11 protein-coding genes are annotated in these 14,119 nt (G+C 74.8%); 6 read left to right on the top strand and 5 right to left on the bottom strand.

Annotation, left to right across the window (positions count from 1 at the left end; translation table 11 throughout):
* Positions 1-99: 99 nt before the first annotated feature.
* Positions 100-849 carry a TIGR03089 family protein gene (locus ACXNSR_RS15560; RefSeq protein WP_458642610.1) on the bottom strand — a complete coding sequence of 250 codons (750 nt, stop codon included), beginning with the start codon at positions 847-849 and terminating at the stop codon, positions 100-102.
* Between the two features lie 139 nt (positions 850-988).
* On the opposite strand from ACXNSR_RS15560, the gene ACXNSR_RS15555 reads away from it, so the two are divergent.
* Both ACXNSR_RS15555 and ACXNSR_RS15550 read left to right on the top strand, forming a co-directional pair.
* Positions 989-2,377, top strand: a complete 1,389-nt coding sequence (locus ACXNSR_RS15555) for a peptidoglycan recognition protein family protein (protein WP_458642609.1) — start codon at positions 989-991, stop codon at positions 2,375-2,377.
* Positions 2,378-2,706: 329 nt separating this feature from the next.
* Entirely contained in the window at positions 2,707-3,705 is a 999-nt protein-coding gene (locus ACXNSR_RS15550; RefSeq protein ID WP_458642608.1) for a DNA-3-methyladenine glycosylase family protein, read from the top strand.
* 257 nt (positions 3,706-3,962) lie between these two features.
* Here the strand turns inward: ACXNSR_RS15550 and ACXNSR_RS15545 are convergent, their stop codons facing one another.
* The 3 genes from ACXNSR_RS15545 to ACXNSR_RS15535 form a co-directional block, all read right to left on the bottom strand.
* On the bottom strand, positions 3,963-5,261 hold the full coding sequence (locus ACXNSR_RS15545; RefSeq protein ID WP_458642607.1) for a coenzyme F420-0:L-glutamate ligase: 1,299 nt from the start codon (positions 5,259-5,261) through the stop codon (positions 3,963-3,965).
* Positions 5,258-6,217 (bottom strand): 2-phospho-L-lactate transferase, encoded by a 960-nt coding sequence (gene cofD, locus ACXNSR_RS15540; RefSeq protein WP_458642606.1) that lies wholly within the window; start codon positions 6,215-6,217, stop codon positions 5,258-5,260. Before cofD ends, ACXNSR_RS15545 begins: the two co-directional genes overlap by 4 nt.
* Before the next feature lie 141 nt (positions 6,218-6,358).
* The gene (locus ACXNSR_RS15535; protein ID WP_458642605.1) at positions 6,359-6,898 is read right to left on the bottom strand and encodes a cysteine dioxygenase; all 540 of its coding nucleotides are present in this window, start codon (positions 6,896-6,898) and stop codon (positions 6,359-6,361) included.
* 629 nt (positions 6,899-7,527) lie between these two features.
* On the opposite strand from ACXNSR_RS15535, the gene ACXNSR_RS15530 reads away from it, so the two are divergent.
* The 3 genes from ACXNSR_RS15530 to ACXNSR_RS15520 all read left to right on the top strand — a co-directional run bounded on the left by ACXNSR_RS15530 (position 7,528) and on the right by ACXNSR_RS15520 (position 13,116).
* Positions 7,528-7,791 carry a WhiB family transcriptional regulator gene (locus ACXNSR_RS15530; RefSeq protein WP_003983763.1) on the top strand — a complete coding sequence of 88 codons (264 nt, stop codon included), beginning with the start codon at positions 7,528-7,530 and terminating at the stop codon, positions 7,789-7,791.
* Positions 7,792-7,972: 181 nt separating this feature from the next.
* On the top strand, positions 7,973-11,638 hold the full coding sequence (locus ACXNSR_RS15525) for a glycosyltransferase family 2 protein (RefSeq protein ID WP_458642604.1): 3,666 nt from the start codon (positions 7,973-7,975) through the stop codon (positions 11,636-11,638).
* Positions 11,635-13,116, top strand: coding sequence for a DUF5719 family protein (locus ACXNSR_RS15520; RefSeq protein WP_458642603.1), 1,482 nt, complete (start codon positions 11,635-11,637; stop codon positions 13,114-13,116). Before ACXNSR_RS15525 ends, ACXNSR_RS15520 begins: the two co-directional genes overlap by 4 nt.
* A gap of 54 nt (positions 13,117-13,170) precedes the next feature.
* Here the strand turns inward: ACXNSR_RS15520 and ACXNSR_RS15515 are convergent, their stop codons facing one another.
* A complete protein-coding gene (locus ACXNSR_RS15515) occupies positions 13,171-13,650 on the bottom strand; it encodes a metallopeptidase family protein (protein WP_458642602.1) in 480 nt (159 codons plus the stop codon).
* A gap of 90 nt (positions 13,651-13,740) precedes the next feature.
* Here ACXNSR_RS15515 and ACXNSR_RS15510 point away from each other — a divergent pair, with 90 nt between their 5' ends.
* A complete protein-coding gene (locus ACXNSR_RS15510) occupies positions 13,741-14,115 on the top strand; it encodes a DUF3499 domain-containing protein (RefSeq protein ID WP_458642601.1) in 375 nt (124 codons plus the stop codon).
* Positions 14,116-14,119 lie beyond the last annotated feature (4 nt).

The raw sequence follows: 14,119 nt of genomic DNA, 5'->3' as shown, positions 1-14,119 counted from the left end.
GGAGCAGCCCGGGGGCGGGGGCCTGTCTAGGGCCGTCCGGGTGACAAATCGCCCGAACTCGCCTTTCACCAGTGTGAGTGACAGGCCTCCGGGCGGCGATCAGACGGTGTGGGTGACGCGCTCGCTCTCGCCGCGCTGCGCCAGCCCGTCGGCCGACAGCCGGTCCAGGTTCCGGCAGAGCACCACGGACCCGCCCGCGGCCAGGGCGGCGTAGAGCCCGGCCGAGAGCCCGTCCCAGGTGTCGTAGCCGAGCCCGGTCAGCACCCGCGATCCCTCGCCGAGGCCGAGCTTCGCCGCGTCCTCGCGGGCGCGGGCCACCAGCTCCGACTGCGTGAGCTCCTCGCCGCCGACGACCAGCGCCGGGCCCTCGGGATCCACCGGCACGAAGGGCGCGAAGCGGTCGCCCTGCCCCGGCACCTCCACGGCGTAGTCGGCGAACCCGGCCGGCGGCTGCGGGAACCGTCCGCCCAGCGGCCGCAGCGCGAGCGCCACCCGCTCACCGCCGCACGCCAGGGCCCGCTCCAGGGTGTCCGGCCCGCTGACGACGAGATCCGCACCCGCCGGATCCCCGCCCACCTCGGCGACGACCCCGACGGAGGCGCAGGCGAGCAGCCACACCGCGCTCTGCCAGTGCGCCGGGAGCAGCAGCGCGAGCCGGTCCCCGGGCTCGGCCCCCAGGTCGCCCTGGAGCAGATTGGCGGTCTTGGCCACCCAATTGGCGAAGGTCGCGACGGACAATTCGACGCGTTCGCCGGTGGCGTCGTCGTAGAAGGTGACGAGCGGGCGGCCCGGATCGGCGGCGAGCGCGGATCGCAGCAGGTCGGCAGGGGTGCGGTCAGTGGCGTTCACCCGGCACAGCGTACGCGGGCCCGTCCCCCGTACGAGGGCCGTCGGCTCCTCCGTACGGAGGAGGGGTATGCGCGGCGGGTCGGACGGAGCGTCAGTTCTCGGATGGCGCGCGGCGATCCACGTGCTCACCATCCTTTTCATGCGTGGATTCCTTGCTTCCTCGATCGGCGTCGCGACGGCCGCCGTACTGGCCCTGCCCCTCGCGCTCCCCACCCCCGCCCTGGCCGAGACCGCCCCCGTAACTCCCGCCGGGTCCACCCAATCGCTGCCGCTCGTCCCGCTGGGACCCTCGGCGACGCGGGCGCCCGGAGTCCCCGGAATGAGCGCCTCCCCGGGCCGTCCCGAGACGCAGGGCCTGACCGCACGCGAGGTCAAGACGTTCTCGCTGGTCGGCGTGGTCTGGGACGACGCGGCCACCGAACTGCACGGCCGGGTCCAGGTGCGGACCCGCTCCACCCGGACCGCCACGTGGTCGGACTGGCAGGACGTCGAGACCCACAACGGCGAGCACGCCGCCGACCCCGACGCGGCGGAACGCGGCTCCCGCAAGATCCGCGGCGCCACCGCCCCGCTGTGGGTGGGCGAGTCCGACGCCGTGGAGGTCCGCGTCCAGGCGGAATCCGGCGCCCCGGCCACCCGGGCACCCTCCCGGCTGCCCACGGGCATGCGGATCGAGCTCGTCGACCCGGGGGAGGAAGTCCCCGCCACGGGCTCCGACGGCAAGAACACCGGCCCCGACGGCGACGGCAAGGGCGAGGTGGCGGTGCCCGCCATGTCGATGCAGACCGCCGAGTCCTCCGCCGCGAACGTCCCGCACGCCTCGCTCGGCGCGAACGAGATCACCGCACTCGACAAGGCCGACACCACCGCCGACGCGATCTTCGCGAGCGACGGCGAACTGACCGCGGCGGCCGCCCCGTACATCGGCCCGCGCCCGCGGATCGTCACCCGCAAGGGCTGGGGCGCGAACGAGGGCCTGCGCGAAACGGGCTTCGTCTACACGAGCACGGTCAAGGCGGCCTTCGTCCACCACAGCGCCTCCGGCAACAACTACGCCTGCAAGGACGCCCCGGCGGTCCTGCGCAGCCTGTACCGCTACCACGTGATCAGCAACGGCTGGCGGGACCTGGGCTACAACTTCGCCGTCGACAAGTGCGGCACGGTCTACGAGGGCCGCGCGGGCGGTGTCGCCAAGGCGGTCCTCGGCGCGCACACCATGGGCTTCAACACCAACAGCATGGGCGTCGCGGTGCTGGGCACCTTCACCTCCACGGCCCCGCCGGCGGCGGTGGTCGACTCGGTCGCCCGCCTCACCGCCTGGAAGCTCGGCCTCTTCGGCCGGGACCCGCGCGCGAAGACGACCCTCACGTCGGGCGGAGGCAACCGCTACCCCAAGGGCAGGAACGTGTCGATGAACGTCATCGCCGGCCACCGGGACGGCTTCGCCACCCAATGCCCGGGCACGAAGCTCTACAACAAGCTGGGCGCCACCCGCACGGCCTCGGCGAAGCTCCAGGGCCGCCCGTAGCCTCCGGCGGCCGACGGGGTCCGGGGCGTGCGGCGCCGTTGCCGGGGGCGCCGCCCCGCACCCCCCTACGGCGCTCCCGCGCCCGCGCCCCGAGCGCCGGACCCGGCCCCGCCGCGGGCACCCGGCGTGGGCACCCGGCGGGGCCGCCCGGCGCGTCGCCGACCGGCTGGACGGCAGAGCCACGCCCGGGACGCCCGGCGGCCCGCCGCCGGGACCACCCGTGCTGTCGTCCTGGCAGGCCGCTCCCCGCGGTGGCCGGGCGAGGTCGAGGCGCGGGGTCCGGGGCGGAGCCCCGGGGGACGCGGCCGGGCAGCGCTACGCTCGGTGGCATGGCCGGCCGCTTCGACCCACTCACCCGTACCGCCGTGCGCGGCGGCCGCACGGACGTACCCGCCGGCCGGGGCGCCGCCGCCGGCTCGGGGGCCCGGGAACGCCGCTGGACCCCCGAGGGTCCCGTCGACCTCGGCCTCACCCTCGGCCCGCTCCGCCGCGGCCCCGCCGACCCCACCTTCCGCACCACCCCCGACGGCTCGGTCTGGCGCACCGGCCGTACCCCGCAGGGCCCGGCCACCCTCCGCGTGTCCCGCGCCGGTGAGGAGGTGCACGCCGAGGCCTGGGGCCCCGGCGCCGACTGGTTCCTCGAAGAGCTGCCCGCGCTCCTCGGCGCGGGAGACGATCCCGCCGCCTTCGTGCCCCGCCACCGCCTCGTGCACGCCAGCCACCGCCGCCGTCCCGGCCTGCGCCTCACCCGTACCGGCCTGGTCCTCGAATCCCTGATCCCCACGGTCCTGGAGCAGAAGGTCACCGCCGACGAGGCCTACCGCGCCTGGCGCCGCCTGGTCCGGCAGTACGGCGAGCCCGCCCCGGGCCCGGCCGGCCCGGACCTGTACGTCGTGCCCGCGCCGCGCACCTGGGCCATGATCCCGTCCTGGGACTGGCACAGGGCCGGCGTCGATGCCAAGCGTTCCGCCACGATCGTGCGGGCGGCCCGCGTGGCGGACCGCCTGGAGGAGGCGGCCGCGATGGACCTGCCCGAAGCCGTACGAAGGCTGGAGGCCGTTCCCGGCATCGGCCCGTGGACCTCCGCCGAGACCCTCCAGCGCAGCAACGGCCACCCCGACGCGATCACCACCGGCGACCTCCACCTGCCCGGCATCATCGGCTTCGCCCTCGCGGGCGACCGCGACACCGACGACTCCGCGATGCTGGAGCTCCTCGCCCCGTACGCGGGCCAGCGCCACCGCGCGGCCCGCCTCGTCCTCCTCGCGGGCCGCACCCCGCCCCGCCGCGCACCCCGCATGCCACGCGGCGACATCGGCCGCCTCTAGGCGCCCGCCCCTTCCGGATCCTGCCGGGCCCGCGGCGCCCGGCACCGCACCCGGCCGCGTTGTCGGGGCGCCTGAGTACGTCCAGGACGCCGCGGGCTCTGCCGAAGATCCGAAAGAGACGACCCAGACCCTCGGGCCCGGCCGACGGGATCGGAAAGTGACGGCCCGGGCCTGCCGTCAGGCACCCCCGCCCCGCCGGACCGGGGACCGCCCGGCAGGGCGGGGGACCCGCCGGTCCGCCGGGCTCGCCGCAGGCGTCACCGCACCTGGATGAAGTCCGCCGCGGACCGCCCCGGCCGCTCCGCCGGGGGCGCCGCCGGGTGCCCCACCGCCACCGTTCCCATCGGGTCCCAGTCCTGCGGCAGCTCCAGCACCTCCCGCACCACGTCCCGGCAGAACATCGTCGAGGACACCCACGCCGACCCCAGCCGCTCCCCGGCCAGCGCGACCAGCAGGTTCTGTACGCCCGCGCCCATGGCGACCACGAACATCTCCCGCTCCGCCGTGTCCCGCCGGGCGTGCCCGTAGTGGTGCGCGCCGTCCGTCACCAGACACGGCACCACCAGGTACGGGGCGGCCCGCAGCACGTCCCCGCGCCGCACCCGCTTCGCCACGGACTCCTCGGACTTGCCGTCCGCCCGCAGGTCCGCGATCCACGCGTCCCGCATCGCGTCCAGCAGCCGTACCCGGGAGGCCTCGGACTCCAGCAGCACGAACCGCCACGGCGTCGTGTGGTGCGGGGCCGGGGCCGTGACGGCCGCCGCCACCGCCCGCCGCACCGCGCCCGGGTCCACCGGCTCCGCCGTGAAGGCCCGTACCGTGCGGCGCTGCGTCACGGCTTCCCGTACCGCTTCCGAGGTGCCCAGCCGGAACATGTCCTCCGCCGGTGAGCGCACCAGGTCCCGGGCCGTGGAGCCCTCGCCCAGCACGTGGCCCAGCCCGCGCACGACGGCCACCGGCAGGCCGGCCGCCTTGCCCTTGACCAGGTCGCCGGCGGCGGCGAGCTCGTCCGCGGTCGCCACCACCGTCGCGCTCAGCGGATTGCCGTGCGCGTCCGTGCCGCCGCGCAGGTCGTCCAGGACCCGCACCCCGGCCGAGCCGATCGCCACGTCCGTCAGCCCGGTGCGCCACGGCCGCCCGAAGGTGTCCGTCACGACCACGCCCACGTCCACGGACAGGGCGTCGCGGACACCGGAGCGGATCGCGGCGGCAGAGCCGTCCGGGTCCTCGGGCAGCAGCAGCACCGTGCCGGGGGCGGTGTTCGAGGCGTCCACGCCGGCCGCGGCCATCACCAGGCCCTGCCGGTTCTCGACGATCCGCAGCGGACCCCGGCGTGCGACCACCCGCACGGTCTCGGCGTCGATCGCGGCCTCGCGCGAGTCGGCCTCGACGATCCGGCCCTCGGCCTTGGAGACGATCTTCGAGGTGACCAGCAGGACGTCCCCGTCCCGCAGGTCCGGGGCGGCCGTCGTGATCAGCTTCGCCAGGTCGTCGCCCGGCCTGACCTCCGGGATCCCCTCGACGGCCCGCACCTCGTACGCGGGCGTCCGCGTCACCGGGAGGCCTCCGCCAGCGCCAGCGCGGCGCGGGCCATCTCCGCGGTGGCCTCCACATCGGTCATCATGAGCGGCACCGCGCGGCAGGTGATCCCGGCGGCCTCGACCTCGGCGACGGCGTCCGCGTCCGAGGTGTCCACGAGCCAGCCGTCCAGCAGCCCGGTCCCGTAGTGCAGGGCGACGGCGGCGGCGGTGGACTCGACGCCCACCGCGGCGAGCACCTTGTCCGCCATCCCGCGCACGGGTGCGCCCCCGACGATGGGGGAGAGGCCCACGACGGGCGCCGCGGCGGAGGCGACGGCCTCCCGGATGCCGGGCACGGCGAGGATCGTGCCGACCGAGACCACGGGGTTCGACGGCGGGAAGATGATCACGTCGGCTGCGGCGATGGCCTCCAGCACCCCGGGCGCGGGCTTGGCCTGTTCGGCCCCCACGGGTACGACGGCCTCCGCGTCCACCGAGGCGCGCAGCCGGACCCAGTACTCCTGGAAGTGGATGACGCGGCGCTCCCCGGTGCCGGCCTCGGTGATGGCCACGTGGGTCTCGACCCGGTCGTCGGACATGGGCAGCAGCCGCACGCCGGGCTGCCAGCGGTCGCAGAGGGCCTCGGTGACGGCGCTCAGCGGGTAGCCCGCGCCGAGCATCTGGGTACGGACGATGTGCGTGGCGAAGTCGCGGTCGCCGAGGCCGAACCAGGTGGGTCCGACCCCGTACGCCGCGAGCTCTTCCTTGACGGTGAAGGACTCGTCGGTGCGGCCCCAGCCCTGGTCCTCGTTGATGCCACCGCCGAGGGTGTACATCACCGTGTCCAGGTCGGGACAGACCTTGAGCCCGAAGAGGTGAATGTCGTCACCGGTGTTGCCGATGACCGTGATGTCCGCGTCGGGCACGGCCGACTTGAGTCCGGACAGGAACCGGGCGCCGCCTATACCGCCGGCCAGAACAACAATGCGCATGCAGACAGTCTGTCAGCCGAAGGCTGTCGAGGAGGGGTGGTGGCCGGGCGACGGGTGGGACTGTCAGCCGAAGGCTGTCGTTGAGGGGTGGTGGCCGGGCGACGGGTGGGACTGTCAGCCGTGCTGCTGCCGGGGTGGAGGTCAGGCCGGTACGGACGCGGAGTCGGCCGGGGAGCAGCTGTGCATCGGCATCTCGGTCAGGCCGGGGAAGTAGACGTGCAGGCTGACCGCGCCGTCGAGGGTGTCGTTGACGACCTCGTGGGCGTAGCCGGGGGCGAGGACGCGCTGGGTGCCCGGGCGGTGGGTGGTGCGGCCGCGGGGGGTGTGCTCGGTGAGCTCGCCCTCCAGGACGGTCATGACGCCGGAGGAGGCGCCGTGGTCGTGGAGGCCGCTGCCCTGGCCGGGGACCCAGCTGAGCAGCCAGACCTCGTAACCGGGGCCGGTGCGCAGCCGGTGGTACCAGCGGGTGGTGGCGTCGTACTCGACGAGGTGCTCCCAGGAGGCGCGGTCCTCGGCGATGGAGCGGGCGAGCCCGGCGAACTCGGCGACGGTGGCCGGGTGTTCGCGGGCGGGCTGGAGGAGGTGCTGGACGGCGAGGATGTCGCCGGCGATCTGGAGGTCGCTCTCGACCGTGGCGGGAGCGGCGGGAGCGGCGGGGGTGGCGCTGTTCGTGCTGTTCATCGTGGGGGGTACCTCGACGGATGTCAGTCGTGCTGGCGGTTGCTGCGGGGGCGGGCCGGAGCTCTCGGGAGCCGGGGCTCCACGGGCATCAACAGCTGCAACAGCAACAGCGAACCTGGGCAGCGCACAGGAACCCACGAATGGGGGTCCGGGTGGTGGCTGCGGGCGCTGACATGAAAACAAGGAGAACGGCTGGGAGGCCTGACTGTCAACTCAATGTCCGCTTTGGTGTAAAAGTTTCACCTCATCCGGTTACTGCGCCCGGAGAAAGGTTTGTGCAGTGTGCGACAGGGGATGTGGCGCTGTGTCGGCGCTCAAACCAGATCCCGACTTCCGTGACCTGAATGTGATCTGCGCCGCTTCTCCGGCCGGACCGCAACCCCGCCCGGAGGTGGCACGTGGAATACGGGTAAAGACGGCATCCTGTGACGCCGGTGGCATGTGTCACGATTTTTGGCGATATGAACACTTACTGCATAGGCTTGGTTCCGCAGAGTGAATAAGGGGCCCAATAGCAGATCTCGGCTTGACTGCCCCGGAGCCACGCACTTGTAATTTCACTCGTGTCGTTACGTAGCAATCAGTGACGACATCGTCACGGGGACGCACAGACAGAGCGAGGGGCGCACATGACCGAGCTGTTTCAGGAACTGCTGGTCGAGGAGGCGGACGAAGAGCTCGGGTGGCAGGAGCGCGCACTGTGCGCCCAGACCGACCCCGAGTCCTTCTTTCCCGAGAAGGGCGGCTCCACCCGCGAGGCCAAGAAGGTCTGCCTCGCCTGCGAAGTCCGCTCCGAATGCCTTGAGTACGCCCTCGCCAACGACGAGCGATTCGGCATCTGGGGCGGTCTGTCCGAGCGGGAACGCCGCCGCCTGAAAAAGGCAGCGGTCTGAAACGGCCGACGCACCACGGCACGGCACACGGCACGGCACACAGCACGGCACACGGTCCGCCTCCTGCACCTTCCCCGCAGGAGGCGGACCGCTGTCGTGACAGCCGTTAGGGTGGGGCGCTGTCCAGCAGCCTCCGAGGGCACACCACCCCCGGACCCCCGGCCGGAGGGCCCGTACCGCGATGTCCCTGCACAGCCAGTCGACGGCCTCCTACCAGGCCCCAGCCACACCCGAGTTCCCCCGGCACGTCGTCACCGCGGTCCTCGTCGCCCATGACGGCGCCCGCTGGCTGCCCCGGACACTCGCCGGCCTCCTCGGCCAGGAACGCCCCGCGCAGAACCACATCGCCGCCGACACCGGCAGCTCCGACGACTCCGCGCGCCTGCTCACCGAAGCCCTCGGCGACGACCGCGTCCTGCACCTCGCCCGCCGCACCGGCTTCGGCACCGCGGTCGACGAAACCGCACGCGCCGCGGGCACCCTGAGCCCCGAGGACCTCCCGTACCTCAAGCGCCCCAGCGGCTGGGACCCCGTCAGCCGCACCTGGCGCGACGACACCTACGACCTGCCCGACCTCCCCCACGGCGAACCCGTCCAGTGGCTCTGGCTCCTGCACGACGACAGCGCACCCGAACCCGACGCCCTCACCGAACTGCTCCGCGTCGCCGAGGACAACCCCGACGCCGCCGTCATCGGCCCCAAGCTGCGCGGCTGGTACGACAAGAAGCAGCTCCTCGAAGCCGGCGTCACCATCGCCCGCAGCGGCCGCCGCTGGACCGGCCTCGACCGCCGCGAACAGGACCAGGGCCAGCACGACCAGGTCCGCCCCGTCCTCTCCGTCTCCACCGCCGGCATGCTGGTCCGCCGCGACGTCTACGACGAGCTCGGCGGCTTCGACCGGCGCCTGCCCCTGATGCGCGACGACGTCGACCTGTGCTGGCGCGCCCAGAGCGCGGGCCACACCGTCCTCGTCGCCCCCGACGCCGTCCTGCGGCACGCCGAGGCCGCCGCCCGCGAACGCCGCACCGTCGACTGCGCCGGACGCACCACGGCCGGCCCGCACCGCGTCGACAAGGCCGGCGCCGTCTACACCATCCTCGCCAACAGCTCCGGCCGCGCCCTCCCGTACGTCCTGCTGCGCGTCCTGCTCGGCACCGTGCTGCGCACCCTCGCCTACCTCATCGGCAAGGCCCCCGGCCAGGCCGTCGACGAACTCACCGGCCTGCTCGCCACCCTGCTGCGCCCCGGCCGGCTCCTCGCCGCCCGCAAGGCCCGCCGCCGCCCCGCCGTCCCCGCCGCCGAACTGCGCCCGCTCTTCCCCCCGCCCGGAGCCTCCCTGCGGGCCAACGCGGAACAGCTCGCCGGCTACTTCGGCAGCGACCGCGACACCGCCGCCGCCCCCGCGGGCCGGCACGGCGGGGGCAGCGTCCTCGACGCCCCCCGCGAGGACGGCGAGTACCTGCTGGAGACCGAGCGCTTCGCCCGCCTCAAGCGGCTCGCCCGCAACCCCGCGCCCCTCCTCCTCGCCCTCCTGGCCGTCGTCTCCCTCGTCGCCTGCCGCGGCCTGATCGGCGGCGGCTCCCTCATGGGCGGCGCCCTGCTGCCCGCCCCCGGCAGCGGCTCCGACCTCTGGAGCGCCTACACCGACGGCTGGCACGCCGTCGGCACCGGCTCCACCGCCTCCGCGCCGCCCTACCTGGCCCTCCTCGGCACCCTCGCCACCCTGCTCCTCGGCTCCCCCCAAGCCGCCCTGACCCTGCTGCTCGCCGGATCCGTCCCGCTCGCCGGCCTCACCGCCTACTTCGCCTCCCGGCCCCTCGTCGAATCCCGGCTGCTGCGCGCCTGGGCGGCCGTCGCCTACGCCTTCCTCCCGGCCGTGACCGGAGCCCTCGCCGGCGGCCGCCTCGGCACCGCCGTCCTCGCCGTGACGCTCCCCCTCCTCGCCCGCGCCGCCGTCGCCGCCTTCGACCTCGCCGACGGCGCCGAGGCCACCGACCGGCGGGGCGGCCGGCGCGCGCTGTGGACGTACACGCTGCTGCTCACCCTCACCACCGCCTTCACCCCCGTCGTATGGCCGCTGGCCGCCGTCCTCGGGACCGCCGCGCTGGTGCTGCGCCGCGCGCACTGGAAGGCGTACGGCCTGCGGTTCCTCGCCACCCTCGCCGTCCCCCTCGTCGTCCTCGCCCCCTGGTCACTGGGCCTGTTCACGCACCCCGGCCGCCTCCTCCAGGAGGCCGGACTGCCCTACGGAGCCGGCTCCGCCGACGCCCTGGGCCTGCTCACCCTCAGCCCCGGCGGCCCCGGCACCGGCGCCGGACCGGTGCTCGTCGGCATCGTCCTCGCCGCCCTGGCCGCCCTGCTGCGCGCCGACCGGGCCTTCGCCGTCCGCACCGCCTGGGCCGCCGCCCTGGCCGGACTGCTCCTCGCCGTCGTCCTCAACCGCAGCGCCTGGGCCGGACCCGCCACCCTCGTCCACGGGCTCGCCCTGCTCGCGGCCGCCGCCCTCGGCGCCGACGGCGCCAGGGAACGCGTCGCCGCGCGCAGCTTCGGCTGGCGCCAGCCGCTGGCGGCCCTCATCGCCCTGGCCGCAGCCGTGGGACCGCTGGTCGCCGCCGCCACCTGGATGGTCGCCGGCGCCGACGGCCCGCTGCAGCGCCGCGACCCCGTCCAGGTCCCGGCCTTCGTCGCCGACGCCTCCGGCGACGACAACCAGACCCGCACCCTGATCCTCGACCTGAACCCGCCCGCCACCGTCTCCTACAGCCTCGTCCGGGGCCCGGGCGGCCGCATCGGCGACGCGGAGGTCACCGCCCGCACCGGCGCCGACGCCCGCCTCGACAAGGTCGTCTCCAACCTCGTCGCCGGCTCCGGTGCCGACCAGTCCAGCCAGCTCAGCGCCTACGCCATCCGCTTCGTGATGTTCCGCCCCGGCGGTCCCGAGGAGATCCGCCGCGTCCTCGACGCCACCCCCGGCCTCAGCCGGCGCCACCAGCAGGACGGCACCGCCCTGTGGGGCGTCGAACCCTGGCAGCCGCGCGCGGTGATCGTCTCCGGCAAGCAGGGCGAAGCCCCGATCCCGGTCGCGGCCGGACCCGTCGAGGTCCACAGCAAGATCCCCGCCGGTGACGCGGGCCGCGTCCTGCGCATCGCCGACCGGGCCGATGAAGGCTGGCGGGCCACCCTCGACGGCAAGTCCCTCAAGCCCAAGACCCTCGACGGCTGGGCACAGGGCTTCGAACTGCCCGCCGGCGGCGGCCGCCTCGACCTCGTCCACGAGGACTCCCTGCTGCGGACCGCCTGGTACTGGACCCAGGGCCTCCTCGCCCTGCTCCTGCTGGTGATGGCCCTGCCCGGCCGCCGCGCGGAGCTCGACGACGACCTGCCGGAGGAGGAGGCCGCGCTCCCGGACCGGACCGGCCCGGGCGAGGCCGGCGAGGGCCGCCGCGCCCGCCGGCTGCGAGCCGAGGCCGAGCCCGCCCCCGTACCGGTGGAGACCGCGGCGGTCGCCGACCCGTACGCGCAGATCCCGGCGCAGCCGGCGTACGGCGACGACGGCTACGCGTACCAGGCGTACGGCGACCAGGGCGGCTACGCGTACGAGCCGCAGCAGCAGGCCCCGTACGACCAGTACCCGCAGTACGACCAGCAGGCCGGCCTGGGCGGGCAGGGCGGTCAGGGCGGGCAGGCCTACGCGGACCCCTACCCCCCGCAGCAGCCCCCGCACCAGCCGGTCCAGGACCCGGACCAGCAGCAGTACCCCTACCCGTACGAGCCGTACCAGCCGTACGACCCCCACCACCCCCACGCACCGCACGACCCGCGTCCGGACGGGAGCCCCCAGCAGTGAAGCAGCGCGCACCCCTGACGCTGGCGGCGGTGACCGCGGCCCTGGCCGCCCTCACCGGCGTCGCCGCCCTCACCGCACCCGCCGCCGACGGGAAGGCCACAGACGGCAGGGCGGCCGCCGCCCGGATGCCGGTGGAACGGTCCCTGCTGGTGTGCCCGGGGCCCAGCTCCTCGGACATCGCCGAGACCACGTACACGTCCTTCACCCCCGGGGCGCCCGCCGGCGAGGGCAAGGGCTCGGCCCGGCTGCTCGGCGCGACCAAGGACGCCAAGCCGGTGCTGGAACCCAAGGAGCCGGGCAAGCCCCTCGGGGCCACCGCCAGCGGGGCCGACGCACCCGCCCTCACCGGCAGCGCCGACGGGGTCCTCGCCCCCGGCTGGACCGCGCAGCTGACGACCAAGGTCTCGGTCGGCCGGGCCCGTGGCGTGCTCGGCGTCGGCTGCACCGCACCCGGCACCGACTTCTGGTTCCCCGCGGTGAGCACGGCCAAGGGGCGCGAGGACTACGTCCACCTCACCAACCCCGACGACGCCGCGGCCATCGTCGACATCAAGCTCTTCGGCCCGGACGGTCCGGCCAAGCCCGACGCGGGGACCAGCGAGAGCATCCGCGTCGACCCCAAGTCCACCAAGACCGTCCTGCTGTCCACCCTGGTCCCGGGAGCCCAGCTCGCGGACGCCACCGCCCACGTGACCACGCGCGCCGGCCGGGTGGGCGCATCGGTGCAGGTCGGCGAGGAGGGCGTGGGCGCCGACTGGCTGCCGGCCTCCGTCGACCCGGCCGGCTCGCTCGTCCTGCCGGGCATCCCGGGGGACGCCACCTCCGTGAAGCTGGTCGTCTTCGTACCGGGTGAGGAGGACGCGGACCTGAAGGTGCGCCTGGCCGCACGCGAAGGCTCGATCAGCCCGGCGGGCAGCGAGCAGGTGCACGTCAAGGCCGGTATGACGGCGGCCGTGGACCTCAAGGACCTCACGCGCGGCGAACCCGGTTCGCTGCTGCTGACGCCGTCCGACCCCAAGAAGTCGGCCCCGGTCGTCGCGGCGCTCCGGGTGGTCCGCGGCAGCGGCGCCAAGCAGGACATCGGCTTCATCCCCGCCACCGGACCGGTCGGAGCACGGGCGACCGTGGCCGACAACCGGCCCGAGGAGAACACCACCCTGCTGGCCCTGACCGCCCCGGGAGCCGACGCGAAGGTCAAGGTCACCGCCTCGCCGGGCACCGGCGGCGGCGAGCCGGCCTCCCAGGAGGTCACCGTCAAGGCGGGCACCACGCAGACGCTCACCCTGGCCCCCGCCGGCGGCAAGGGCTCCTACGCCCTCACCGTCGAGACCGTCTCGGGCGGCCCGGTCCACGCGTCCCGCACCCTGACCCTCCCGCACGAGGGCATCACGATGTTCACCGTCCAGGGGCTCTCGGACGACCACTCCACGGTCTCGGTCCCCAAGGCCGTCCAGGACCTCTCCGTCCTGACCGGATGACCACCGGATGACCACCGGACGGCGGGCCCCCGGCACGCGGCGGCAGGACGGCTCTCAGTCCTGGCCGTACCGGGGGTCCACCGTCTCCGGCGAGAGCCCCAGCAGCTCCGCCACCTGCTCCACCACGATCTCGTGGACCAGCATCGCCTTCTCGTCCCGCGTCTTGGTGCGGATCTCCACCGGCCGCCGGAAGACCACGATCCGGGCGGGCCGCCCCTCGCGCGACTCCGCCACCGCGCCCAGCGGCACCGCCTCGTCGTTCCAGCCGCCGTCCGGACCGCCCGGCGGTCCGGGCACGTCCCCGATCAGGAACTCCACCTCTTCCAGCTGCGGCCAGCGCCGCTCCAGCCGCTCCACGGAGTCCCGTACGAGGTCCCCGAACAGCTCCGAACGGCTTGCCGCCAGCGGCACCTGAGGAGGGGCCAACGGACCGCGCATCCCGCGCCCGTGCCGGTCCCGCCGACGCGGGCGCGGCTCGGTTCGGGCCCCCGCGGGAGGCTCGGCGGGGCAGGGCGGAAGAGGGGTGTCGGTCACCCCCGCAGGGTAGCTCCGAGCACGACACGGGGGAGTGAGCGGCGGTGGAGTCGTCGCGGCCCGGTCAAGAGTGCGGTACCGTCCAACGTCGTGAGCCTTGTACGTCGCTGTTCGCGCACCGCGTGCGGCCGCCCTGCCGTCGCGACACTGACGTACGTCTACGCCGATTCGACCGCAGTTCTCGGCCCGCTCGCCACCTATGCCGAACCCCACTGCTACGACCTGTGCGCCGAGCACTCGGAGCGCCTGACCGCCCCACGGGGCTGGGACGTCGTGCGCCTTGCCGACAGCTCCGGGCCGTCCCGCCCCAGCGGCGACGACCTCGAAGCCCTCGCCAACGCCGTCCGCGAAGCCGCCCGCCCGCCGGGACGCACCGCCGAGGCCGGCGGCCCCGGCCAGGGCGGCCCGTCCACCGGCGAGACCCGTCGTGGACACCTGCGCGTCCTGAGATCGCCCGATTCCTGACGCT

The sequence above is a fragment of the Streptomyces sp. NC-S4 genome (assembly GCF_054353315.1).
The sequence above is the reverse complement of the archived record's forward strand: the minus strand, read 5'-3'. Positions and strand labels throughout refer to the sequence as shown.